Raw genomic sequence first — 26,003 nt, 5'->3', positions numbered from 1 at the left:
ATGCAAAGTGAGAGTATACAGGAAATTACAACAGACTTTGAGTTTTAGTAAAATTCACATCAATAAAGTTAATATTAAGCAAAAAATAGATTTTTTTAAGATTGAATAAGGATAAATTTGTTAAACAAATTTTGACACATCCTCATTCAAGTAAGGATACTGAAGATTCTGATATTGGTATTTTAATAGTTTATGATTATTGGGAAGAAATTGATTCATTATTTACTGATATGTTGGTGATGTTGTTTTACTGATTTGATATTTAATATTTCTGAATAGAATATTTTTCTTTAAACGGGAATATTATTTTTTTCCTGATAGCACTCTATAAACGCCATAGAAAATTAATAAGATTGGAAATATAAATGTAGTAACTTTTTTAGTATAATAAAATCCAACAATTGCAACAATTAAAGCCAATATTCCGCCAATAAGCCATTCCATTCCTCTATCCATTTTTCAACCTCCATATATATGATGTCTTGTTATATTATATATAAATTTTTCTTAAAGTTTAATGTCGATCATTTTTAATCATAATTTCTTTAGATAATAATCACATTTTGAATCATTTATTTTTAAAACATTAAACTAAATCTTAAATTTTATTATATATTATATTCAAATATTTTAATATGAAGTTTAAATACCTGTTTATAATGAGTTTAATCCTAACTATTCTTATGGTTGGTGCAGTTAGTGCAACTGACACCATTTCTGAAGATATCGTCTCGGATGCGGATGATATTCCTTTAGAAAGTACAGACAATGATGTTTATACGACAGGAGAAAGTTCATTCAGTAACTTGACTGATGAAATAAAAAACACGGGCACGTCTTTAGATTTAAATCGGGACTATGCTTTCAACAATGAAACTGACAACAAAAACGGAATTGCTATTGCTAAGGACAATTTTGTACTTAATGGTAATGGCCGTACAATTGACGCAAAAAATCATTCAAGAATATTCAACATTACTGCAAACAACGTGACAATAAACGATTTAATCCTAATCAACGGTAATGCCGAAAAAGGTGGGGCAATCTATACATCTAAATCATTAACATTAAACAATGTCACATTCATAAACAACTATGCAAGTAAAAATGGTGGTGCTGTAGCACTCTACGAAGATATGGCTATTAATTGTAACAATTCCAAATTCATTGACAATTATGCTGGTGAAAGCGGATCATCAATTGCAGTTGCGACAGGAAAACTAAATCTTTACAATTCATACATTACCTCAAAAATATATGCTAAAGCGGGTCAGGTCATGGGCACCCTTGCCCAATTGTATCTCGAAAACATTACCTTTGCCAATACCACTGCCACATATTCGCCGGCAATATATCTTGTAGGTTCCAAGATTAGAATAATTGATTCCAGATTTATTAATTTAAAAGCTAATATTACTGCAGGTGCAATGAGCCTTAGGGAAGGCGGTGAACTCTACATTAAGAATTGTGAATTCATAAACACTACATCTTCCAGAAATGCTGGTGCCATCTATGCAGATATTACTGGATATGTGGCGAGCAATGAAGGTAATGTGACAATAATCGATTCCAAATTTAAGGATGCCTCTTCTGAATTTGCTGGAGCATATGTCCAATTGGGTGGACAGTTCTGGCTAAACAATTCAGAATTCATAAACAATCATGCTACCATCAATGGTGGAGCAATTTACCTTTCATTTACAGCAACTGAAATCAACAACTGTACTTTTGAATCAAATGGTGTTGACTTGATTGACGATTATTCAAGTTATGGTGGAGCAATATTCTCCGATAACTCTACACTAAATATAACTGACTCCAAGTTTTTCAATAATGTTGCAGGTGCAGGAAATGCAATCTATGCATATGATACCTCATTCAACATTAAAGGTTCAACATTCAAAAACAATACAAATGCCATTTTCAGCGTCTTTACTAAAAAATACAATATAGATGCAAGCAATGTTTTCAATAATGATACTGTTTCAACCAACAATACATTCTATGCAACAATAATGGTTGGAGAAGGTATGCAGTTGACTCCGGTTAACAATAGCATTAATGTTAATGTTATTCCAAGCAAATTTGATTTGCGTGACTGGGGATGGGTGTCACCAGTCAGAGATCAAGGATGGATGGGTGCATGCTGGACATTCGGAATGTCTGCAGCATTAGAATCAGTATTATTAAAAGCCACAGGAATTCCATTTAACGTTTCTATGAATAACATGAAAACTGTTATGAGATATTCCCCTTATGGAGCTATGGATGTATTTGAAGGGGGAGCCAATCTTGCTTCTGTTGGTTATTTATTGAGCTGGCTTGGAGCAATTCCATATGGCGTAGATACTTATGATGAGCTTGGAAAAATTACAATGCCAATCACAACAGGCAAGGACATTCATGTTCAGGACGTGATATTCATACCTAATAATGAAATTCCTAACGGTACACAAATTAAATTGGCAATCCTGAAATACGGGTCTCTGGATGTGTCCTTTTTCGGACAAGCTTCATTCGATGATGAAGCTCAGTATTATAATCCGAAAACCTGTGCACAATATGCCGATTTGCCTGAAACTGCAAACCATGAAGTATCCATTATCGGATGGGATGATAATTTCCCAAAAGAAAAATTCCTATACACTCCTCCGGGCAATGGGGCATGGATTATCAAAAACAGTTATGGTTCTGACTGGGGAGACAACGGAGTCGTCTATGTTTCATATTATGACAGATCACTTCTGGCATATAAGCCGGGCAAGGTCACTGATTACGCCGCCATACCTATAATCGAAAATACTGTACCATACAATAAAAACTATCAATATGACATTACATGGCTCTCTCATTTTGCGAAAAGCAATGGAACTATAAGTTATATGAATGTCTTTGAAGCATTGGATGACGATTTGATTGCCGGTGTTGGAACATACTTCAATGAGAGCGGCGTCAATTATACAGTCAAAATTTTTGTAAACGATGAATTAAGATTGACTCAAGAAGGAGTGTCTCCATATGTTGGTTATCACACTATCAAATTAGGTAGTTACGTACCAGTCAAAAAAGGTGATGTATTTAAAGCGGAAATAACATCAAATTGGGCGCCATACACTCTTTTAGAAGATACTAGGGTTCATTATACTCAAAATATTTCATTTGTCTCATTTGATGGAAAAACCTGGAAAGATGCTTATGACTTAGGTTATATTGCTTGTCTAAAAGTCTACACCGTTGCTGATGACACCAAAATCATCAACAATAAGGACATTTCTGTTGATTATGCGGGTGGCAAATACTTCTCTGTTAAAGTTGTAACTGCTGACAGTCGTGTTGCTGTTGCAGGTGAAAAAGTCACATTCACAATCAACAAAAAGACAAAAACAGTAACAACCAACAAAAACGGAATAGCTAAAATTAAAATAACAGACATTCCTAAAAAATACACAATAACAACCAAATTCAAAGGTAAAACCTACAAAAACACTGTCACTGTAAAACAGGTACTTAAAACTAAGAAAGTCACTGTCAAAAAGACAGCCAAGAAATTTACCTTACTTGCAACACTTAAAATTAATGGAAAACTCATTAAAGGTAAAGTCATTAAATTCAAATTTAACGGCAAAACCTACAAAGCTAAAACCAACAACAAAGGTGTAGCAAAAGTTACCATTAAAAAGAATGTTATCAAAAAGCTTAAAAAAGGTAAAACATACACTGTCAAAGTGACTTACGTTAAAGACACAATTAAAACAACTGTTAAAGTTAAGTAGATAATTTTTATCTACTTCTTTTTTTTATTTACAGTATATTTCATTCTTCTACATTAGAGCTATATTCTGATGCCGTTTCATGGTGGATGGGTGTATTATCGTGTAGGGCTAAAAGTACATTTTCTCAAAGGTTAAAATAGTAAAAAGTAGTATATGTGTTTAGAATTTTTCTAAAATTCTGGCATACACTGCTTTTAAATCATCATCTGATTTTTCATATATTCTTTTTAGAATCAATTCGGGGGTACTTTTTGCAAGGAAATTCATTTTGGGTGTTCTATCAACAATTAAATTGTAATCTTCATCCAGTCCCTTAGCTTCAATACCGTCTACTCGGATATCGGTGTAATTCATCAGCTCTCTGGCCATATGAGTTACAATAACTCCGTAGGAATTGGATTCTTTTATCATATCTATGAATGTTGATATGATTTTAACTGCCGCATCAAGTTCTGTTATTCCTTCAAGTTCATCTAGTAATACTAACTTTTCACTATTGGTGGTGACGATTGGTATGAACACATTTAAGAATGATTCAAATGCACCTGCATCGAGGGAACGTTTTTTAGAGAAATGATAAATTTCATCAAATAATTTTATCTCAGCACTGTCTGCACTTACAGGAAGTCCCATCTGCGCCATTATGGATATTTGTGTCAATGTTTCAAGAAGGGTGGTTTTTCCTCCACTGTTTGCTCCGGTTAAAAGTGCAATGTTTTCATCTTTTGTTAGCTGATAGTCTACTGTCTGAACATAATCTTTGTCTTTTTTAAGCGCAAGCTCCAGATGTAGAGCTCCGTTTAATTTTATTTCATCGCTGAATTGTGGTCTGCATAATCCGTATTCATATGCAAAGCTTCCCAGACTGAATTCATAGTCGAACCTTATTGCATCTTCAACTTCCTCAATTGCTTTTTTCTTAATGGAATTAAGTTGTATTGCAGCACTTTTCTTGATGTCAAAAATGTCGTTTTCCTTTTTGGATGACTGTTCCAGAGTCACCCTTTGGATTTCTGTTTCATCAATTTCAATCGGATATGTTCGAAGATATGGGTCAAAACTTATGCCTGTTTTTTCACGGATTATATCTTTGCGTTTATTTATAATTTCATCAAATATTTTACTTATCTTTGGAGGGAAGTTATTGTTTAATAAGTTAAGTATTTCATCTCCTTCAAGATCAATATTTTTTATAGATTTTTCCAACTCTTCATCCATCTCATCTTTCAGGGATAAGACAAGTTCTTCAATATCCACTTCCCTTTTGTCGATGATATTCAGTTCATCGATGATTGGGATTATGTCGCCCAGGACACTTTCCTTATTTCTGATTTTTTGAATTTCATGAACCCTGCTGAACAGGTCCTTGTTCTGGATAAAGAAATTGATTATTTTTTCTGGAACGATTTCATAATCATTTTCCTCAATGTTGATCATTACGAGATTTGGCATGCCTTCAAAATCAAGGATTCCCTGTGAGTAGACATAAAATACCAAATCGTAATTCATCATTTCTTCCTGAAGCAATGGTGAATCGCTTGCAGTAATGATTGGGTAGTATTGGTTCAGGCCGAGGTCTGTAAGGTAGGAATTATCCTCTTCACGTTCAACCAGAATGGCTTTGCTTGGATCATATTCGGGTTTGGCTTCTTCAACTTCCCTTAAATTTTTCATAAGGCCTCTTAATTTGATTATTGGAAGCTGTGAAACGTGTTTTTTGGCATCCATTACAAAATCAAGCTGGGAATTGATTTTATCAATGTCTTTTGTAGGAGAAAGCAGCAATATTCTGTTTTTTGAATATGTTGTATTTGAATAGGACAGGATTTTGTTAATAATGTCTTCATAAAGCTCCATAGCCCTTTCACTTTTAATGAATTCATAAGTTGGATTGTTCAGCAGTTGGTTCATTATTTCAATTGCTTTTCTCTGACTTATTCCTTCAATGTTAGCTATTTTTTCAACATCAACATTATCAACTATTTTTTGGAGTTCTTCCTCTCCTCCAACGCTGTTTAATATTTTTTCAGAGATTTTATCTCCTATTCCTTTTATATTTTGCAATGTGATTCTTTCTCCTTGCATTTTTACCAAACCCTTTTGTAATATAATTTAGTATTTAAGTATATATTCAATATTTGCCGAGAGCATTTGATGAGTATTATTTGTAGTTTCCAAATGTATTTTTTGGACTGTATTTCGGCAGTTCTTTTTTGCCAATATTTCCGTTCAATGCCTGTTTATAGATGTCAATAATTTTATAATGATTTTCATCTTTGTACCTGCCGTCAATTGCGAAATTGCAAAAACCGATGCTTTTAAGATGACTGATTTCATCCAGAAGTGAGAGCTCGCTGTCATTGAAGATAATTATCTCCTCATTGGATATGCTTTTGTGAATCGGGTATATGTTGTTTTTCCGGTCAATCAATTTGTTTTCATAGTTCCTTTTAAGTTCGTTTTCATTTAATAGGGCATATCTGCTTTTCATCAGCTCTACTGATCCCTGAACCAGAATTTCAATTTTATTTGGATTGCTGCAGCAGGTAATGATGTCCTCATAGTCCTTTTTGGTAAGTTCAGGTGACAATGTCACAATCTTGTAGTTTTCAAGGCTTTCAATGGTCTGTGTGTTTGTAATGTTCATGGAATAAGGTCCGTATTCTCCGTTGAATGCATTGCTCATGATTGGGATGCTGTAGTGCATCTTATTCAGTATTCCTCTAACTTTATTCAATGCCTTTATTAACCTGTCGTGGGCAATGTCGGGCCATTTCCAGATTAGTTCATAGTCCTTTACAAGTGATATTTCATAGGCTTTCCTCAAAAAGCTGATCATATAATTCAGATTATAGCTTTCCTCGAATTTCATGTCCAGATTGTCGTTGCCGTTTGGAATTTCCAGATAAACTCTTTTTATGCCTGAAATATTTTCCAAATCTTTCAGACTATTTGTATAATAGCTTATGTTTGTCTGATTGCAGTCGTTAATGTTGGTTTTATTTTCCAGTTTTATTTTCTTGGATTTGTGCCTGTACAGCTCATTTACTCCGTTTTCCAGGCTTTTAAATAAGTTTCTCCTAAGTTCATTTATCTTGCTGATTGGGATGAATAATGTTCCGTCATAGTTGACGTTAATCTGTGTGATTTCATACGGATAACTGTCGGTTTTTGAGAGCTGCTTTTTAATTGTATCCACATCGACTGCCTTTTTAAGGGGCTTTTCAAATGGGGTGTTTCCCCTCACTTCACATTGTATTTCCTTCCTGTTTGCCAGCGTCAGCCTTCCTTTAAGTACAGGAAACCTGTTTTTAACAGAAAAAGTAAGAATCAGTTTGGATTTGACAAAACTGTTGCCTTTGCTTTCTATTTCCTTAACCTTTTTGGCAAGTTTGTTTCTTTTGGTCAGGTACACGTCAGACTCATTTAAATTAAAATTACTTTTTTTGTTTTGCCATACCTTTTTAACAATCATGACTCTGTCTTTTCGATTCAGGTCTTTTATTTCCTTATTCTTGCCTTTTTTGAAGTGGTTCAATGTTGTTATTGTCGGGTTCTGGGATATCTCAAGGCCGTAATCCTGATTATTTTTCACAATCAGAAGGCCGTCTCCCTTTTCTGGAATATTTTCAAGCCTGTCATTCAGCCTGATTGCAATCCTGTTTTTATGCGAATCAATGACACGACCTATTTTCAGCCCGATGTGGCCTGCCCTCAGGCTCCTTTTTGATTGGTGGCTGAATTGACCTTCGATAAATCCTCTGTTAAACACCAAACTTATTTCTTCACTTTCTAATTCTTTTTTGGCTTTTAATTTATTTAGAGCCTTTCTGTAATTACTTATTGTGATGGCAAGATATTCCTTGCTTCTCATTCTCCCTTCAATCTTGATGCATGCTATATTCAGCTCGGCAATTTCTTTCAGTCGGTTGAATAGGCTCAAATCGCAGGGGGAGAGATAATAATCCTCTCTTTTGATACCGCCTATCCTGTATTTTTGACGGCATGGTTGTGCACATGTTCCTCTGTTTCCGCTTCGCCCGCCCTTAAAGCTGCTCATGAGGCATTGTCCTGAATAACAGTAGCATAAGGCTCCATGGGCAAAAATCTCAAGTTCCATATTTGTCTTGAGTTGCATGATTTCCTCTTTTCTCATCTCACGGGGGAGGACAATTCTTTTAATTCCCTTCTCTTCAATGTAATCAAGTTTAAGCTGGTTTTCAGCGGTCATCTGTGTGGAGGCGTGAATATTTAGATTGGGCAGATGTTTTCCTATCAAGTCGACCAGGCCCAAATCCTGAACTAAAACCGCATCAACTCCCATTGCATACAGCTTGGAGAGATAATTCATGACGTCCTCAAGCTCATCCTGCTTGATTAACGTGTTCACGGTAACATAAACCTTAACGTTGTGCAGATGGGCTATATTCACGGCTTCACTGATTTCATCTAACGTGAAGTTGGCTGCATATTTGCGGGCTCCATAATCCTTTCCGGATAAATAGACGGAACTGGCTCCGGCATTAATCGCCACTTTCAGATGGTCCATTGATCCTACCGGCGCCAACAATTCGGGAATTCTCATTATTTGTCCTCGTGTAATCTTCCTTCAATAAAATTGCCTTTGTTAATGTATGATTGTGAGAAATCCATAATCTGATATTTGTATTTGGTCAGTTCTTCGTCGTCCTTGTTTTTAAGGCTTTCATTATAGATTGATAAAATTTGGGTGGTATACTTTTCATTTGAGTATCTGCAGTCAAGTATCAGTGAATCAAGACCCATTTTTTTGATTTCATTTATCTCCTCAATTAAACACAGGCAGTCCTTGTTTATGATGTGGCTTTGTTTGTTGTAGTCGAAAAATATTTTGTACTTGAATTTTTTCCTTTTTTTATCTTCTAGGGTCGCATAATCAGCATCATTTGAAATTATGAAGTCCTTGCCGTCATTCAGGTTGGTAAAGTCATCCTTGCTTACAATAACTTCCAGGTTTCCGTTTACAATCATTTCCAAATCAATGTTTCTGTCGTGGTTTCTCTGAACCAGCTGTTTTATCTCGTTGCCTGAAAGCTCTGATGAGAGTATCAATGACTTGAATCCTGAAGAGTTCAGGTTTCTCACACAGAAGCTGTTCCACACGTTCAGATTATGATTCCCATAAATCGGACAGTCGAATATCTCTTTCATTCCAGGAAAATCGCCCATTACTGAGATGATGATTCCTTCATTTTCCAGCTCTTTTATGATTTCATTGCATTTTACGGCTTCCTCTTCAGATATGAATGATGATAGGACCCAGACGAATTCTGTCGGGGCGGCCATCAGGCTGCCTTTTTTCAATGTTTCCTTTATGTTTTTGAAATAGTCATCGGGGTTGTTGTAGTGGCAGTTTCCATCAAAGTAAATTCTTTTCAAATCAAAGCCGGATGTTGCCTTAATCTGGGCAAGATCATCTATGAATACTGACAGTTTAGGTGTTTTTTTCTTGATTTTGCCGGGATTGTTCTCATAGTCTTCAAAGAATTTGGTCAAATCTTTGCGAACAGCTTTGACGGATTTTTTGGTTGGGGTGTAGTGATTCTCCAGCAGTTCAGTGGTGGTATCCAATATTTCACGCCTGATCTGGTTGATTTCACGAATAGGTATGAAGATGTCGCTCGGCATGTTGTTGAATTTGATGCTGTCAATGTAAAACGGTGTTCCTCCAGTCTTGTTGAGCTGGTTTTCAATAACCTCTTCGGTTACCGGTTTGTTTTTGGCCTTTTCGAATTTACCCAAAGTCTTATGTCTGAAATTGATCAGCTCATCGTCAATGTTGAATTCCACTTTGGTAAAAAGGTTCAGATTTTCATCCCATGTCATGGACAGATTAATTGGAACATTGTTTTTGACGGTTTCCTTTTCAAACTGTTTTAGATAATCGTGGGTGGCTTTGGAATAGCTGATGAATACTTCTGTTCCGACCTTGACGAGACGTGTTGTGTCAATGATGATTTCATTTTCATCCTGTTTTATGATGTTTTCCAAATAAATCCCTTTGATTTTTCCGTTGTATTTGAATGCAATGCCGTCACCAGGCTCCAGAATGACTGGAATTTCCTTGTTTTTGATTTCAATTGTGACTTTGGTGTTTTCAATGTTTGTGATGTCTCCAATGTAGAGGCCTTCATGGCCGGAATGGCCTCTTCCCATCACATCTCCAGGTTTGTCTCCCATCATGTATCCGTCAGTGAACTGTCTGTTGAAGACAAGGTGAAGGTCCTTTTTATAGTCTCCCGGATTTCCGTCGATGAGATTTCTGTAGCTGTTGACTATGGTTCCTATATAGTCTCCGGATTTCATTCTGCCTTCAAGCTTAAGGGATTTCACTCCCGCATCAGCAATTTCGTCCAGATGGTTGTAGGTTGCAAGGTCATGTGTTGAGAGAAGATATCCGTTTCCAATATTGTATCCTCTGTATTTGAGACGGTATTCCCTTCTGCATGGCTGTGCGCAGGCTCCTCTGTTTCCGCTTCTTCCGCTGTTGTATGATGACATGTAGCATTTTCCGCTGACACAGTAACACAGTGCCCCATGTCCGAACACTTCAATGTCCATATCGATATTGTCTTTTTTAAGCTGTTCGGTGGTTTGTCTTATTTGTTCGATGCTTACTTCCCTTGGAAGCACCACTCTTTTTATGTTGTTTTTGCCAGCCCATTTTATTGATGAATAGTTGTTCAGTCCCATCTGTGTTGATGCATGAACTTCCAAATTGGGAATGAGTGTTTTCAAAAGCCATATCAGACCAAAATCCTGTACGATGACCGCATCAACCCCAATTTTGTACAGTTCAAAGAGATATTTCATCACATCGACAATTTCGAAATTGTTTATTAAAGTATTTACAGTAACGTGGACTTTAACGCCATTCAAATGAGCATATTTGACAGCCTTTTCAATCTCATCCATCGTGAAATTTTTTGCATAAGCTCTTGCTCCATAATTCTGACCTGCAATATAAACAGCATCGGCACCTGCATTGACAGCAATCACCAACACTTCATAGGAACCTGCCGGAGCCAATAATTCTTCTAAAACCATTTTATTTAAACACCTTGCATTGATTTATTCATTTATCTTTTTGTAATTAATTATATATTAAATTAAAACATATTCTATTTTATGTATATAGTATTTGAAGGAATAGACGGTGCTGGAAAATCAACCCAAATTGGAATGCTTAAGGAATGGATTGAAGCTAACGGATTTAAAGTTGAGCTTCAGGTTGAACCGACAGATTCTGAAGTCGGAAAACTGATTAGGGAGATTTTGCAGCGTCCTGATGCAAACACTGAGAGGGTTCAGAGAGTATTGGGGCTTCTTTTTGCAGCAGACAGGCTGCTGATAATGGATAAATTGGAAGACAAATCAAAAATAATCCTTTCAGACAGGTCATTCATATCATCCCTGGCTTATCAGGGGGATGCTGAGTGGATTGAAATTTTAAACAGATATGCCAAAAAACCGGATCTGTTGATTTTGCTGGATTTGGATGTTGAAAAATCCGTTGCAAGAACTTCAGGTGAAGACACATTTGAAAACGTGGAATTTTTAACAGGAGTCAAAGAGAACTATCTGAATTTGGCTAAAAATTATACCTCTGAAGTAATTGATGCAAACAACGGTATTAACAAAGTATCTTCAGATATCAAAAAGGCAGTGGCACCATATCTTGGAATCTGTCCTGACTGCATACCTTAAACGGGATGCGAAAGTTGGGATTTGCAATACTCTCAAGCAGATTTAAAAAGCCAAAATATAACTTAAAATGAGAAAAAATAGATAAAAGAATAATTAATTAAATAATTATTCTCCTTCAAGTTCATTCAATCTTTCCTGAATTGCATTGGCCAGGAATTCCTTAACTTTTACAAGCTCATCATATTCTCCAATTAGCATTGGACCGAATTCGGTCTGTTCCAGTTTTATGTCGAATTTCTCATATGCATGAGCAAGCATCTGTTCGCCAACACCATTCGGCAAACCCATTTGGTATTCTTCTTTTTCTTCCATTTAATTTTCCTCCATGAATTGCCTTACAGGAGCAAAGAACTCAATTAAGAAATCTTTAATTCCATTTTTCAAATCCATCGGGTGCAGGTTTCCTTCACTGAAATCCTTAATAAGTTCATCATGTGTAAGTTCAATGTCCCCTCCGAATTTTTCAGGTCTTTTGATAAGTAAAGTATCTTGATTTGGGAAAACGAATGTTTCTGCAATCTCAATCATAGGGTTTCCTTCAACTTCTCCCTGAGGACAGAAACTTTTCTTGATTTTTTTGGTGATTTCTTCAACGGAATCATCCACAGCAATGTAGTTTCCTTTACTTGAAGACATTTTAGCATCACCGTCAAGGCCGTGAAGCAGTGGAGTGTGAATGCAGACAGGCACATTTTCACCTATCTTTTCCAAGTTTTCACGTGCAAGCATTTGGATTTTTCTCTGTTCCATTCCACCAAGTGCAATATCAACTTCCAAGGCAGCCATATCTACGGTTTGCATAATTGGATAAAGTACGCTGGCCACTTTTGGATTGTCATCTGCACGGCTTACCTGGTCCATACTTCTTCTTGCTCTTTTTAAAGTGGTCATTGTAGCCAACTGATAGACCTTGTCTGTGTAATCTGGTTCCAATTGGAAAGATGATCCTAAAACAAATTCAGTTGTTTCATCAAGGCCAAGTGCCTGGAAACATTTTTTGTTGTATTCAGCGGTTTCGGCTATTTCTTCAATAGTTCCTTTTCCATTTAAAAATGCATGATAATCTGCTAAAAGGATTTTAATTTTAAAGCCTAAGCTCTGTAATTGTTTTAATTTTTGAACGGTTACTGCATGCCCTAAATGGATTTTTCCAGAAGGTTCATAACCTGTATAAGCTATAGGTTGTTCCTTTTCAAGAACATCTTTCAATTCTTCGGTATCTATAACTTCCAAGGTTCCATTCTCGATTAACTGAATTTTTTCTTCAATATTCATTTTATCACTTAAATCAATAAATAAACGTTGTTGTCAATTCTGATGAGCTTCACTTCCCCACCAACATTCAAATCCGCATATTCCTCTTTCATGTCCAAGTCAACTGCGGAATAATCAACAGGATCCAAAATCTGTATGAACTGTGGAGATTTTGAAATTATTGATGCGGTTTCAATCTCTTCCGCTTTTTTGACAAGTTCAATGTCCTCCATGTTCTTCATTGGAATGTTGTGTTTCTTATGGGTTGTAATTTCCACTCCGACAAGACTGTTTTTGCTTATGCTTTTCACCTGCATTGTCTTGCCTTCATATCTGATGAAATCTCCGATTTCAAACTCTGGAATTCTGACTGAAATCCAGATTCTGTAAAGTCCCTTTCCGGTGGATTTGTCTTCACTTATGAGTCTTGGAGATTCCTTTATGATTCCTCCAAACTCTTCCTTCAATGCTTCAGCCACTTTTTTACCGGTTTTAAAGGAACCTATATAGTAATCATGTCCCTCTTTGAGCTTGGCTATTTGAGGGCAGTATGCCAGTTTGTCCACTTTTGACTGCTTTATGAGTGTTCTTTCAACAACCTCATCTGCTCTGGCATATTCTTCAGCTTTTATTTCTCTTTTGTCTGCCCTGAACTGGATTACTGTTTCGTAATATCCTGCCTGAATTTTACTGCAGGTTGGACAGACTGTTTTTTTAATCTTGACCTGGCTGTCATGTGTCTCTTCAATTCCAACACCATGAACCTCGCCTGTGACTTCAACAAAACATTCGGCTATTGTGCCTTTAATCTGGTCAATTTCAAGGTTGATGATTTCATTTGAAACTTCATCTGCGATTTTTATATTTCTCTCAAGTGCTCTGTATATGATTTCGTCTTCAGGAATGAATTCGTCACTCCACTTTCCTTCTTCCAGTTTGCTGTTGCAGTGACTGCATATCTGAACTTCAATGTTTTTAGGTATTTCAATCATTTGAAATTCCTTTAAAAAACAGTCGATACAGATATCGCCAACCATTTCCTTATCTGTACTTCCACACTCTGGACAAAACATAGTATCAATAAAAATAAAATAAAAAAAGTAGAATTATAATGATTTTAAAGGTGCTGTAGCACCGCAAGCAGCACATTTAAGCAAGAATATTCTACCTTCTCTGATAATTCTGGTATCTGGTCTGTTGCACTCGTGGCAAATTACATATTTGTCTACGTAATCTTCAATTCTTTCGTTGATTAGGTAATGTGTAAATTTACCCTGCAATATTGCTCTTTGACCTTCGATGTTTCCTGCAGTACCTAACTCTCTCATTAAGAATTTTAATAGATGTTGTGGGTCTCTGTTTAAACCTTCTGCAACATCCTTGAAGTTTTTAATAAAGGTTCTATTACCTTGGATATCTGAATAAGCTTTAGGAATTTTGAATCTTTTATGTTCAAATACTTCAGGAGGTAATTGGTCTATTGCTCTTTCTAATAAATCTTCATATTTGTCCATGTTATCTCTCCTTAAAAAATCAGTATAAGTATAATATATTAATTTTAGTTTTAATCCTTTATTAATGTATTGTATTTTTGGGATTTTTCATGAAATTTTTAATAGGATATGAAACTAATGTTTAGACATTAATGTCTGAAGAATTTCAAAACTGAAGAAAACTAATGGCTTTTGATTATAATGTTTTGTCGGGTCACATTAACATTAACGGCAGCCATTTGTTGTTTAAAACTTGTTTTTGAAAATGGCTATTTTCACATTTTTTCTATTGGTCTTAAAAAATAATGGGGAAAGATTAAGCACGCTTAAGATATCCTGTGCTTGGGAAGTAAATCAATCCTTTTTGATTCAAGTTTCTAACAATTGTTTCGACCTTTTCTTCACTCATGTCGTATTTGTCTGCCATATTGGAGACCAGTACGTTCATCGGTGCCTGGTCACCGTATTCCTCTTCCAAAAGGCCGACTTCTTCCATTACCTTTTGCATTTTTTCTCTCTCGGAAGTAGGTGTTCTTCCTTCCATAACTTCGATATCGATTTCTCCGGTTTCAGGATCCACTCCAACTTCCCTAAGACATGCCAGTTGTAGTCTTACAGCTTTTTCAGCATCCTCTTTATCGACGGTGTCTTTAAGTTTGATTTTGGCGCTCGCTTCAGCCAGACGGATGATAGCTTCCAGCTGTCTTGCAGTAATCGGAACTGGAGCCTGCTCTTCTGAATTGCTGTTTCTTGTGCTTACGTAGAATTCCCTTAAGACAGTATTTGCATCATCGGTTAGTTTCGGATTGACATTTTTACGGGCATAAGCAATATATTTTCTGAGCAGTTCCGGTTCAATTTCATAATCGACAGTATTTGACTGGTGTATTTTCAAAATGTGGTCTGCTAATTTTGTATCTCCTTCGACACTTGGTTTGTCTTCAATTACAAAAATCAAATCAAAACGGGAAAGGATTGGTGAAGGCAAGTCAATCTGTTCTGCAAGCACTTTGAACCTGTCAAACCTTCCGAATTTAGGGTTTGCAGCTGCAAGAACGGAACACCTTGAATTTAAGGTAGCCATGATTCCGGCTTTTGCAATACTTACGGTCTGCTGTTCCAGCGCTTCGTGAAGTGCGGACCTGTCTTCGGCCCTCATCTTGTCCAATTCGTCAACACAAACATTACCCTGGTCCCCAAGTACCAGTGCACCTGCTTCTAAGGACCATCCTCCGAGTTCGTCCCTGACTGCCGCTGCGGTCAAACCTGCACCACTTGTACCCTTACCACTGGTATAGATACTTCTTGGAGCAAGCCTTGAAACGTATTTCAATATCTGGGATTTACCAATACCTGGGTCCCCTACAATCAAGATGTGAATGTCTCCCCTGAGTTTGGTTTCATCTTCAAGCTGTTTTGCAGCTCCTCCAAATAACTGAAGAGCAATAGCTTCTTTTACATCGCGGTATCCTCTAATTGAAGGTGCGGTTGATTTGATTATCTTATCGTAAATGTTAGGGTCTTTGGACAGTTCGATAATCTTTTCTTCATCCTCTTCTGAGAGCTGAAGTTCTTCAAATTCCTGTTCCAAAGGTTCGATATGATTTACATAAATGTAATTTTTAAATTTGCCGCTTCTCTCTTCCCTGAAGGTTTTCAATGTCCCGGTAATTCTTACTTTGTCTCCGGGATTCAGTTCATCCACCAAATCGTCTTCAAGAACCATCAGCATCTGTTTAGGTTCGGTTCCTCCGGATAGATTTTCCAGAGGTTCCTGCATTCTGGCGGTCTGTGTGTCAATGTATTTTGATTCCTCCTGAAGCAGTCTGAATGATCTTCCACCACATTCACTACATAGTGAAGGTTCTATAATTCTATTTCCGGAACTCTGTTCGACCTCATGCAATCTCATACATCCTCTACATTCAAAAACACCTGTCTCTATACGAGGTCTTATCTCATCAGTTTTTCTAACGATTCCGTCTGCTGCAACAAAGGTCCCGATATATTTGCTTAACAAATCCTTTAGCTGGATTACGTTGGAAAGATTTTCGAAACGGATGTTTAAATCGGCATCCTTCACCAGGGGGTCTATGTTTTTGATGGCTGTTTGAGCGGCCTCAATAACCTCTTCAGGTTTTTCTATCAATAAATCCGCCAAGTCAGGATCGAACAATTCCAGTGTATTGTAATCCACATTGAGTGAACGTTCATCGGGGTATTTTTCCAGTATTTCGAACACATCATCCTTGTATGATGTTGCGAAAAATTCTTCAAATTTTCTTATTGATGTTTGAGATTTTGCAGTAGAATTCATTATATTCTTATTAATATTTCACACTATAAAAAAATATTGTATGATGTATTGATAGGTAAAAAATATATACTTAGAGTAATAAAGTTAATAGTTACATAAACCATATGTAAAATTGAGGTTATTATGAGAAAATCAAGATTAAGCTTATTCAAATCCACTTCTATGTTAATTTCTGTTGTTGGAATTATCATGATAGTTTCAACAATCATAGTTGTAGCGTATGTGGGTTATAGTACTGTTTCATCAGGAATCACTAATGAAATATCTTCCGGAAATCAATATGATGAGCTTGCACAGCTGAAATCATCATATTCAGACCTGGCAGTTAAGTTTGATAATGTTAAGGCCACTTATTATTCCGGCAGTGCTGATGATGTACAAACATACAACAATGCTAAAATCGAATTGACTCGAGCAGAATCTGCAATTGAAAACGTTCAAAGTGCATTGGATGCAGGAAAACCATCCAATGAAGTAGACAGCAGAATCAGTTTTGCTAAAGAGAAATTGGATGCAGCCAATACCGCATACAATAATCTTTAATTTTTATTTTCTTTTCTATTTTTTTTAGGCCTATATCCAAGGCCGACAACGTACATTTCAGAACTTTTTTTACGTGATGATGCTGGTTTTGTAGTTTTAACCTGTCTGAATTTGCCTTTCAGTGAATCCAACATTGACTTGTATTCAGGGCCCTGAAATACTTTCATTACCAGGTTTCCTTTCTCTTCAAGGATATTTTCGGCAATTTCAATGACTGCATTTGTCAAATCGATTGACCTCAGCTGGTCGATATTTTTAATTCCGCACAGTGACGGCGATGCGTCAGACATTACAACTTTTGCTTTTCCTCCAATCAGTTCGATAATTTTTTCCTGAACTTCCGGTGTTGTAAAGTCTCCTCTGATTCCATAATAGTTCTCTTCATGGAATTTTTTAAACCTGTTTAAATCAACGCCGACAACGATGCCGTCTTCACCAACTTTTTCCAAAGCCACCTGTGACCATCCCCCTGGGGCGGCTCCTAAATCTACAACAGTATTTCCCTGTTTTATGAGTTTAAACTTCTTGTCAAGTTGTTTAAGTTTATATGATGCTCTTGAACGATAATCTTCCTGTTTTGCTCTTTTATAATATGGGTCCTTATGCTTTTCCACTTGCCATCTGCTTCCCATTTCAATCCCTCTTGAATTTGTCAAAATCCAGTGCACTGCACACTGGTGATCCGATTTTAACGATTTGCACGTCCACTTCCTTGTTGTGTATTTCAAGAAGCATTACTGTCCTGTCGGCAAGTCTTGGAACAATCGGACTTCCAGGATTAATCAGCAGCACTCCATCTGTCTGCTCGATTTTTGGCTGGTGTGAGTGACCGGAGACTAATATGTTAACGTCAAGTTGCTTTGCCAAATACACCAGCTGTTGTGTGTCTGCTCTCGGATAGACTTCTCCATGAACCATTCCGATTTTCACACCTTCAACCTCCAATGTTTTGGCTTTTGGCAGATTAATTCCATTGGCTCTGTCCATATTTCCCTGAACGGCCATGACCGGTGCAATATTTTCCAATTCTTCGATAACGTCAAGTGAAGTTAAATCTCCTGCATGTAAAATCAAATCAACATCGCTGAATGCATCAATAACATTTTGTGGTATTATTCTGGCCCTGTCCGGGATATGGGTATCTGAAATTAAACCGATTAACATAATTATCTTTTCCTTAATAATTCAATTTATTATTTGTTTATTATCATTTTTAAATTTAAATAAAAAATATTATAAATTCATAAAAACATATATAATATCATCATTCTTTTAGGAGAGATATAATGGGAGAAGTTAAAAAGGAAGACATATTGGATATTTTGGCTAAATACGACAAAAGCGAAATCACAATAGCCACCCTTGGAAGCCACACTTCTTTACACATTTTGCAAGGTGCTAAGGAAGAAGGATTTAGAACAGCTATTGTTTGTGAAAAAGGAAGAGAAGTTCCATATCAACGTTTTGGTGTAGCTGATGAATACATCATAGTTGATGAATTTAAAGACATTGTAAATGAGGATGTACAGCAACAGCTTAGAGATATGAATGCAATTGTCGTCCCTCACGGATCTTTTGTTGCATATGCCGGACTTGATAATGTTGAAGACAAGTTCAATGTTCCGATGTTCGGTAACAGGGATGTACTCAGATGGGAAGCTGAAAGGGATAAAGAAAGAGCACTTCTTGTAGAAGGAGGCGTAAGAATCCCATTCAAATACAACGACCCTTCAGAAATCGACAGACCTGTAATGGTTAAATTCCCAGGTGCAAGAGGTGGAAGAGGTTACTTTGTAGCATCATCTACCGAAGAATTCGATGCAAAAATCGAAGCAATGAAAGCACGTGGATGGTTGGAAGACAGCGATGTAGAAGCAGCACACATTGAAGAATATGTTTCAGGATGTAATTACTGTATACACTATTTCTACTCTGCACTTGACGATAAAGTTGAATTAATGGGTATGGATACAAGATACGAATCAAGTATTGATGGTTTTGTAAGAATGCCTGCTAAAGATCAGTTAGACATTGACTTAAGCCCATCTTATGTTGTTACAGGTAACCACCCTGCTGTAATCCGTGAATCTTTACTCCCACAAGTATTTGACATTGCTGATAAATTAACAGAAAGTGCTAAAAAATTAGTTGCTCCTGGATTAAACGGCCCATTCTGTATGCAAACCTTAGTAAACGATAATTTGGAAGTAATCTGTTTTGAAATCAGTGCAAGAACTGATGGTGGTACAAACACATTTATGGACGGTTCTCCTTACTCCTACTTAACCTACGGTAAACCGATGAGTATGGGTAGAAGGGTAGCTGTTGAAATTAAAAGAGGAATAGAAAGAGATGAATTAGAAAAAATAATAACATAATTTTGTTATTATTTTTTAAATATTTTATCTACAAAAGTTGTTTTTTCATTTGTTTTTTGAACTTCAGCTTTTTTCTTTTTCTTTTTATTTTTATTCTTGCCGATTTGTTGTTGTTTTTCAAATTCTATTTTTGCTTTTTCACGGCTTGCTCTTGTCCATGCGCCAACAAGACCAACCATTGCCCCAACAAGAATAATTAAACCCACAACGGCATATATTCCGTTTTCACTCACAAAAAATCCGGTAGGTTGGCCAAAGTATCCTTCCAAATATAATATTGCAATAGGTGTTGATGCAAGTGCACCCATCAATGTTCCCATTTTAAGGTTTCCTTGTCCATATCCTGCATATAAAAGTCCTATTGCTGAGAATGGGTATAACCAGTCATTATATTGATATCCGAATAGTATAAATGCCGCAGCTATTGCTGCTCCGAATACCAATGCCTTCATATTTAATCCTAAATCATATTTCATTATATGTCTCCACGAAATTTAATTTCTATTTTTAGAGGATATTGCTCCTCCGATTGCTCCTGTAATTCCCATGACAATTGCATAATAAATCAGTTCAGATATGACTGCAAATAAACTGGAAATTCCTGCGATTGTAAATCCGGTAATGCCTCCGAAGAGTCCGAATAAGCTTCCGCCTAATGTTGCAGATAAGACAAATAATATTGCACAGACAATTGTGCCGAACGCTCCTGCAACGGCCGCATTCCACATTCCTCCAAAAATTCCGCTTTTGGCAATATATCCTGTGATAAATCCTACAATCAGCAATCCTACAAATTCGTAATGTGAAAAGAAAGATTCCACAATCACTGCCAATATAAATCCAATGATTACTGCTCTCCACTTTGTCATGGTATCACTTAAAAGATAAATTTATATTTGTATTTATTCATTTATTATTATTACTCTTTTGTTTTTTTGTTCAGTATATGTCTTTAAGTTTATCTTTTATCTGTTCAAGTATGGCCTGATGCATTCTTTTTGTAAATTCTCCTCGGTCATTCTGATTTAAAACATCAAGATATCCCTGTGAAACCAAATTAAATGCAAAAGGACTTGGTATTACTGTATCTATTGTTTTTATTTCCATTTCTTCATTTGCAACCATTTCAATTACTTTCAGGGCATTTTTTATGTCCATGTAATCCTCAAGGGCTTCCCGCCTTGCTTCGTTTAAAATCGGAAAGTCATCATCCATATCCTGAACAAATTTAAGCAGGATTTTTCCTCGAACCTGCTGGCGACCCACGGACTTGGACTCTCCCTTGTATCTTCGAAGTGTCATCAGTGATCTTCCTGCGCAATGCCTAAATCTGGAAGCGAGTGTTTCGGTTTTATTCAGGGATTTTGTAAGAATCGTTTCGAAATTTTCTGGGGTTAATTCCTTAAATGACTCCAGACCTCCAATTTTACCGTCTGAACTTAAATAAAATCCGTTGTCAGAAATGGATATTGTAACGTTAATGTTGTATCTTCTTGCAGCTACATATGCGACCGCACGGGACAGGGCATCATTTACTTTTCTTCCAAACAGGGAATGGAATATTACGAATTTTCTTCCTCCGAATCCCTTGTAGTATTCGATTAGCAGTCTTCGGTTGCTTGGAATGTGGGCATATTTGAATTGCTCCACAAAGTATTCATAAATGGAGTTTGCTGCAAAGTCATCGACATACAGGTATTCATAAATAAATTCCATTATCTCTTCTTTGCTTCGACCATATCTGAATTTAGCATCCATATGTGCTCTGAATCTTTGAATATCCATCGCAAGGTCGAAAGCCAGCGGAAGCTGTTGTGAAAACCATGAAGGTATTGTTGGAGGTCCGCTTGCGGGGGTTACATTGATGGTCATTCCCTTTCCGTAGTTGAATCTGTAGGTTCGACCTCCCAAAACGAATGTGTCTCCCTTTTTCAATCGTTCCATAAATGTTTCTTCTATTTTTCCGACGGTTTCCCCATCACATTTTACCAAAACACCTGAAGAATCTGGAATTGTTCCGATATTTGTTGAATAAAGCATTCTGGCTAGTTTTCCACGTTTTCCAAATGTGTTCTCTTTATAGTCAATCCATATTTTCGCATATACGTATCTCTCTTCCAGTTCAGGATATTCTCCGGCCATATAACTTAAGACGTCCTCGTAATCGTCCCTTTCAAGGTCCTTATAACAATAGCTTTTTCGTATCACGTCATATGCATAATCAATGTCCCACGGATTTTCAATGCTCATTCCGTAGATGTGCTGTGCAAGGACGTCCAAACAGTTTGTTGGTATTGAAATTTTATCTATCTTTCCCTCTTTTGCATTTTTTAAAAGGACAGAACACTCCACTAAATCGTCACGGTCAGTAACGATGATTTTTCCTCTTGATTTTTCATGCAACCTGTGTCCGCTTCTTCCGATTCTCTGAAGGGCTCTTGCAACGGATTTCGGGGAATTGATTAAAACAACCAGGTCAATGTATCCGATATCTATTCCGAGTTCAAGGGATGTTGACGAAATCACTGCTTTCAGTTTTCCCTCTTTCAGCTTATTTTCAGTTTCAAGACGCACTTCCTTTGAAAGTGATGAATGGTGAGCCATGATGTTTGAGTCATTGTAATGCATTGGATACATTTTCTTTAAATTGTAGACAAAGCGTTCCGTTCCGCTTCGGGTATTTGTAAATATCAGGGTGGTTTTATTTTCCCAAATCAAATCATCCAGCAGGTCATACATTCCAAGGCGGGTGTCCTCTTCATCAGCCAGCACGATATCGCTTACAGGACACATCACCTCCATGTCCAGTTCCTTTAGATAGTTTATGTTGACGATTTTGCAGTTTCTCTCAACGCCATATTCATATCCCACCAGATATCTTGCAATCTCTTCAATAGGACTTACTGTTGCTGAAAGACCTATTCTTGTATAATGGCCGATTAAATGCTGCAGTCTTTCTAAAGATAAGCTTAAATGAACTCCCCTTTTATTTTCCGCCAGTGAATGGATTTCATCAACAATGACATATTTGACGCCGCTTAGCTTTTCCCTGAATTTTGGAGCCACAAGCAATATTGAGAGTGTCTCTGGTGTTGTAATCAGGATATGCGGTGGCTTTTTAAGCATCTTCTGCCTTTGGTACTGTGAGGTGTCTCCTGTTCTGACAGATTTTCTGATGCCCAGGTCTTTTCCAGCTATTTTTTCTATTCCCTTCAAGGGTTCGTCCAGATTCTTTTCGATATCATTGTCCAATGCCTTGAGCGGCGAGATGTAGATGCAATAAACCTTGTCCTCCAGCTGGTCCTTTTCGGCAAGGGTTGTAAGTTCACTGATTATTGATAGAAATGCTGTTAATGTTTTTCCTGATCCTGTTGGTGATGAGATAAGTATGTTGTTCTTTTTGTGAATGTCTATGATTGACTTTTTTTGTGCTGGAGTAAAATCATCGAATTGTGAATCAAACCATTTTCTCACCCAAGGGTGTAGTGTTTTAAAAATTTGCTTTTTTGAGTAACTTTTGGTTTGTTCTTCAATCATATTTACCACACTTTTTTTGTTAATCTGTAAATAATATTTCTAGTATATTTTTTATTTTTATTTTTTTATAATTTATTATAATTTTTGTATCAAATTAGTGTACAGTTTTAGTATTTTATTTAGATAATTTGACCAGTTAAATTAACATTATTGGATATTTTTTATAATTTTATATAATTTTTTGAAAATATATTAAAAAAATCATATGATAATAGTTAAATAGTTTATTTTTTAATATATTTAATTATAGGCTCATGCCTAAGGTGGTTATAAATATGAAAAACTATTTTGATATTAAAGACAAAGTTGCAGTTGTAACTGGTGCTTCTTCTGGTCTTGGTTGGCAAATTGCTCAAGCATACGCAAGCCAAGGTGCAAAATTAGCATTATTTGCAAGAAGAGAAGACAGACTACAAGAAAACGTTGCTGAAATTGAAAAAGAATTCGGAACTGAAGTTATCTACGCAGTTTGTGATGTTGGTGACTACGACAGTATCACCGCAGCAGTTCAAAAAACTATGGATGCTTACGGAAGAATTGATATTTTAGTTAACGCAGCAGGTATGGGAAACAACAAAATGGTCACCGACCAATCCAACGAAGAATGGGAAAGACACATCCACATCGACTTAAGCGGTGTATACTACATGTGTAAAGCTGTCGGTGAAATCATGATTGAACAAGAATATGGTAAAATCATTAACATCGGATCCATCCACTCCAGAGTAATCTTCCCTGGTGGTGGAATTAGTGCATACTCCTCAGCTAAAGGTGGTGTAATGAACTTAACCAAAAACTTAGCTGTAGAATGGGCAAAATACAACATTACTGTAAACGCAATCGGTCCTGCAGTATTTGAAACCGAATTAACTGTAGATTCAATTGAAATGGAAGGATTCATGGACCTTATTGCTGCATACTGTCCTGCAGGTAGATTAGGTAAACCTGGTGAATTAGACGGTATTGCAATTTACCTTGCATCTGATGCATCCAGTTTCTGTACCGGTCAATTAATCTGTATTGACGGTGGTTGGACTGCTATTTAAATAAGAGATTTTTTCTCTTATTTTTATTTTATTTTTTTCATCAATTATTTTGATACTTGTTTTGTTTTCGATGATATTTTTTTACTGGTTTTTACATTAACGTTTGCCATTCTGTTTTTTGAACCTATTTTTTCAGGAGGATATACATCTGCATTAATTTTTGGAATCATGTTGTGAAATCGTTGATGTTAATGTAAAAAGATTATATATGCTTAAAATCTAATTAATATCATGACAAATTTAAATGAAGCTATTAACAATTTATCAGATGATGATGTTAAAGTTAGAAAAGAAGCTGTTGAATCATTGGTTGGAACTACCGATGAAGAAGCTATTGAACCATTAATTAAAGCAACTACTGATGATAATGCTCAAGTCAGATTCAAAGCGGCTGAAATTTTAGGTAGCATGGGTGATGTGGCTGTTGATAAATTAATTGAAGAATTTAAAAATGCCGAAGGTAAAAATAAACGTTTCCTGGCTTTTGCACTTAAAGAAACTGAGGATGAAAAAGTCATTCCTTATTTTGTTGAAGCATGTGAAGATGAAGATTTTGGAGTTAGAAAAGTTGCAGTACGTTCACTTGGAGAGCTTCAGGCGGAAAACGAGTTGGCCACCATCGAAAAATGCCTTGAAGATGAGGATTGGGGTGTAAGATTGGCGGCAATTCAGGCTTTGGGTGATATCGCCACTGATGATGCAATCGATTTAATCAAAAAAGCAAGAAAGGCTGAAGATGATAAGGACTTCAAAAAATCTTGTAACAAAGCAATTAAGAAAGCTCAAAAAAGACAAAAAGCCAAAGCTTCAGGTGAATCTGTTGTAAAACTCATTCCTATGAGCACACTTAAGGAAATGGAAAAAACCAATGTGCAAAAGGCTATTAAAGAATATGAAAGGTATGTTGAAACAAAACAGAAAAAAGATGCACCATATAAAAGATTATGTATTCTTTACAGAAAAGCCAACGATAGGGACAATGAAATTAGAGTTATAGAAACTGCAATTGAAGTATTTGACGGTACCAAAAAGGTCGATTACTTCAAAAAGAGATTGGAAAAGCTAAAATAATTACTTTTCAATGACTTCGTAGAGATCTTTCCTTTTGTTTTTCAAAAGCGGAAGTTCTTCCCTTACTTTTTTTATTTCATCCAAATCAATTTCACAAAATATTATCTCTTCTTTTTGACCGGCTTCAGCCAGTACTTCTCCCCAGGGATTTGTAACGATTGAATGACCGTAACTGTGATAGCTCGCCGCTTCATTCAATGCAGGAGCAACGCCAACACAATAGACCTGATTGTCAAGTGCTCTTGACCTGAAAAGCAGTTGCCAATGTGCGGGACCGGTTGTCATGTTGAATGCTCCGGGATAAAATAGAATTAAAGCACCATTTTCCACCATAATTCTTGCCAGTTCAGGAAAACGGACATCGTAGCATATTCCAATACCTATTTTTCCAAATTCAGTATCTGCCAAGGTAAATTCATTTCCTGCAGTCAGCACATCAGATTCCTTAAAAGTGATTTTATCTTTAACGTCAATGTCAAAAAGATGCATCTTTCTGTGTTTGGCTATTATTTTTCCACATTTATCAAAAAGATATGATGTGTTGAACAGTTTATCATCTTCCTTTTCGGGAATGGAACCCGCTAAAATATAGATATTGTTTTCACAGGCAAGTTTTGAAATTTCATTCAAAGTATGGCCGCCATCTTCTTCTTCACCATATTCAATGAATTTATCATTGGAATATGGACAGTTAAACATTTCAGGCAAAACAATAAAATCAGCTTTTTTTGATGCGTCAGAAATCATTGAAATGGCTTTTTTTATATTTTCCAGCTTATTATCAATAACATTCATCTGACAAAGAGCAAGTTTAAGTTTAGTCATAATAACACTTTAAAAAATAG

Annotated in this window: 22 protein-coding genes; 6 read left to right on the top strand and 16 right to left on the bottom strand. The window is 36.3% G+C overall.

The annotated features are described in order from the left end of the window. Positions 1-303: 303 nt before the first annotated feature. Entirely contained in the window at positions 304-456 is a 153-nt protein-coding gene (locus QZU83_RS02515; protein WP_295609385.1) for a hypothetical protein, read from the bottom strand. Positions 457-635: 179 nt separating this feature from the next. Here QZU83_RS02515 and QZU83_RS02510 point away from each other — a divergent pair, with 179 nt between their 5' ends. Then, positions 636-3,773 (top strand): C1 family peptidase, encoded by a 3,138-nt coding sequence (locus QZU83_RS02510; RefSeq protein ID WP_295609384.1) that lies wholly within the window; start codon positions 636-638, stop codon positions 3,771-3,773. A gap of 159 nt (positions 3,774-3,932) precedes the next feature. On the opposite strand, the gene QZU83_RS02505 is transcribed toward QZU83_RS02510, so the two are convergent. From QZU83_RS02505 to QZU83_RS02495, 3 genes are read right to left on the bottom strand one after another with little or no spacing between them, the layout of a single operon-like run. Next, positions 3,933-5,885 (bottom strand): endonuclease MutS2, encoded by a 1,953-nt coding sequence (locus QZU83_RS02505; RefSeq protein WP_295609387.1) that lies wholly within the window; start codon positions 5,883-5,885, stop codon positions 3,933-3,935. Between the two features lie 49 nt (positions 5,886-5,934). Then, positions 5,935-8,358 carry a U32 family peptidase gene (locus tag QZU83_RS02500; protein ID WP_295609383.1) on the bottom strand — a complete coding sequence of 808 codons (2,424 nt, stop codon included), beginning with the start codon at positions 8,356-8,358 and terminating at the stop codon, positions 5,935-5,937. Continuing rightward, entirely contained in the window at positions 8,358-10,859 is a 2,502-nt protein-coding gene (locus QZU83_RS02495) for a U32 family peptidase (protein ID WP_295609382.1), read from the bottom strand. The genes QZU83_RS02500 and QZU83_RS02495 overlap by 1 nt, the downstream gene beginning before the upstream one ends. An 81-nt stretch (positions 10,860-10,940) precedes the next feature. Here QZU83_RS02495 and tmk point away from each other — a divergent pair, with 81 nt between their 5' ends. Continuing rightward, the gene (gene tmk / locus QZU83_RS02490; RefSeq protein ID WP_295609381.1) at positions 10,941-11,519 is read left to right on the top strand and encodes a dTMP kinase; all 579 of its coding nucleotides are present in this window, start codon (positions 10,941-10,943) and stop codon (positions 11,517-11,519) included. A 105-nt stretch (positions 11,520-11,624) separates the two neighbouring features. Here the strand turns inward: tmk and QZU83_RS02485 are convergent, their stop codons facing one another. From QZU83_RS02485 to mcm, 5 genes are all read right to left on the bottom strand, one after another. Further along, complete coding sequence (locus tag QZU83_RS02485; protein WP_295609380.1) at positions 11,625-11,831, bottom strand: hypothetical protein; 207 nt, start codon at positions 11,829-11,831, stop codon at positions 11,625-11,627. Next, the gene (locus QZU83_RS02480) at positions 11,832-12,794 is read right to left on the bottom strand and encodes a tyrosine--tRNA ligase (RefSeq protein ID WP_295609379.1); all 963 of its coding nucleotides are present in this window, start codon (positions 12,792-12,794) and stop codon (positions 11,832-11,834) included. It abuts the gene before it with no gap. Positions 12,795-12,802: 8 nt separating this feature from the next. After that, a complete protein-coding gene (locus QZU83_RS02475) occupies positions 12,803-13,846 on the bottom strand; it encodes a 60S ribosomal export protein NMD3 (RefSeq protein WP_295609378.1) in 1,044 nt (347 codons plus the stop codon). A 33-nt stretch (positions 13,847-13,879) separates the two neighbouring features. Further along, positions 13,880-14,287, bottom strand: a complete 408-nt coding sequence (locus tag QZU83_RS02470) for a translation initiation factor IF-2 subunit beta (RefSeq protein ID WP_067040760.1) — start codon at positions 14,285-14,287, stop codon at positions 13,880-13,882. A 295-nt stretch (positions 14,288-14,582) separates the two neighbouring features. Beyond that, on the bottom strand, positions 14,583-16,583 hold the full coding sequence (gene mcm, locus QZU83_RS02465; RefSeq protein ID WP_295609377.1) for a minichromosome maintenance protein MCM: 2,001 nt from the start codon (positions 16,581-16,583) through the stop codon (positions 14,583-14,585). A gap of 123 nt (positions 16,584-16,706) precedes the next feature. On the opposite strand from mcm, the gene QZU83_RS02460 reads away from it, so the two are divergent. Then, on the top strand, positions 16,707-17,126 hold the full coding sequence (locus QZU83_RS02460; RefSeq protein ID WP_295609376.1) for a hypothetical protein: 420 nt from the start codon (positions 16,707-16,709) through the stop codon (positions 17,124-17,126). On the opposite strand, the gene QZU83_RS02455 is transcribed toward QZU83_RS02460, so the two are convergent. Both QZU83_RS02455 and QZU83_RS02450 read right to left on the bottom strand, forming a co-directional pair. Then, positions 17,123-17,758, bottom strand: coding sequence for an RlmE family RNA methyltransferase (locus QZU83_RS02455; RefSeq protein ID WP_295609375.1), 636 nt, complete (start codon positions 17,756-17,758; stop codon positions 17,123-17,125). The two genes, QZU83_RS02460 and QZU83_RS02455, sit on opposite strands and share 4 nt — an antisense overlap. A 1-nt stretch (position 17,759) precedes the next feature. Next, a complete protein-coding gene (locus QZU83_RS02450) occupies positions 17,760-18,290 on the bottom strand; it encodes a metallophosphoesterase (RefSeq protein ID WP_295609374.1) in 531 nt (176 codons plus the stop codon). Between the two features lie 122 nt (positions 18,291-18,412). On the opposite strand from QZU83_RS02450, the gene QZU83_RS02445 reads away from it, so the two are divergent. Further along, positions 18,413-19,504 carry a formate--phosphoribosylaminoimidazolecarboxamide ligase gene (locus tag QZU83_RS02445; RefSeq protein WP_295609373.1) on the top strand — a complete coding sequence of 364 codons (1,092 nt, stop codon included), beginning with the start codon at positions 18,413-18,415 and terminating at the stop codon, positions 19,502-19,504. 8 nt (positions 19,505-19,512) lie between these two features. Here the strand turns inward: QZU83_RS02445 and QZU83_RS02440 are convergent, their stop codons facing one another. The 3 genes from QZU83_RS02440 to QZU83_RS02430 form a co-directional block, all read right to left on the bottom strand. Continuing rightward, the gene (locus tag QZU83_RS02440; RefSeq protein WP_295609372.1) at positions 19,513-19,980 is read right to left on the bottom strand and encodes a hypothetical protein; all 468 of its coding nucleotides are present in this window, start codon (positions 19,978-19,980) and stop codon (positions 19,513-19,515) included. Positions 19,981-19,998: 18 nt separating this feature from the next. After that, positions 19,999-20,373, bottom strand: coding sequence for a DUF5518 domain-containing protein (locus QZU83_RS02435; RefSeq protein WP_295609371.1), 375 nt, complete (start codon positions 20,371-20,373; stop codon positions 19,999-20,001). Positions 20,374-20,443: 70 nt separating this feature from the next. Further along, positions 20,444-23,041 carry an ATP-dependent helicase gene (locus QZU83_RS02430; RefSeq protein ID WP_295609370.1) on the bottom strand — a complete coding sequence of 866 codons (2,598 nt, stop codon included), beginning with the start codon at positions 23,039-23,041 and terminating at the stop codon, positions 20,444-20,446. Positions 23,042-23,316: 275 nt separating this feature from the next. Between QZU83_RS02430 and QZU83_RS02425 the strand changes: the two genes are divergently transcribed. Beyond that, on the top strand, positions 23,317-24,087 hold the full coding sequence (locus QZU83_RS02425) for an SDR family NAD(P)-dependent oxidoreductase (protein ID WP_295609369.1): 771 nt from the start codon (positions 23,317-23,319) through the stop codon (positions 24,085-24,087). Between the two features lie 44 nt (positions 24,088-24,131). On the opposite strand, the gene QZU83_RS02420 is transcribed toward QZU83_RS02425, so the two are convergent. Beyond that, positions 24,132-24,257, bottom strand: a complete 126-nt coding sequence (locus QZU83_RS02420) for a hypothetical protein (protein ID WP_295609368.1) — start codon at positions 24,255-24,257, stop codon at positions 24,132-24,134. A 61-nt stretch (positions 24,258-24,318) separates the two neighbouring features. Here QZU83_RS02420 and QZU83_RS02415 point away from each other — a divergent pair, with 61 nt between their 5' ends. Further along, positions 24,319-25,158, top strand: coding sequence for a HEAT repeat domain-containing protein (locus tag QZU83_RS02415; RefSeq protein ID WP_295609367.1), 840 nt, complete (start codon positions 24,319-24,321; stop codon positions 25,156-25,158). On the opposite strand, the gene QZU83_RS02410 is transcribed toward QZU83_RS02415, so the two are convergent. Continuing rightward, the gene (locus tag QZU83_RS02410; protein WP_295609366.1) at positions 25,159-25,983 is read right to left on the bottom strand and encodes a carbon-nitrogen hydrolase family protein; all 825 of its coding nucleotides are present in this window, start codon (positions 25,981-25,983) and stop codon (positions 25,159-25,161) included. It abuts the gene before it with no gap. Positions 25,984-26,003: the final 20 nt, after the last annotated feature.

It is taken from the genome of uncultured Methanobrevibacter sp. (assembly GCF_902771435.1).
GTDB lineage: Archaea > Methanobacteriota > Methanobacteria > Methanobacteriales > Methanobacteriaceae > Methanocatella.
The sequence above is the reverse complement of the archived record's forward strand: the minus strand, read 5'-3'. Positions and strand labels throughout refer to the sequence as shown.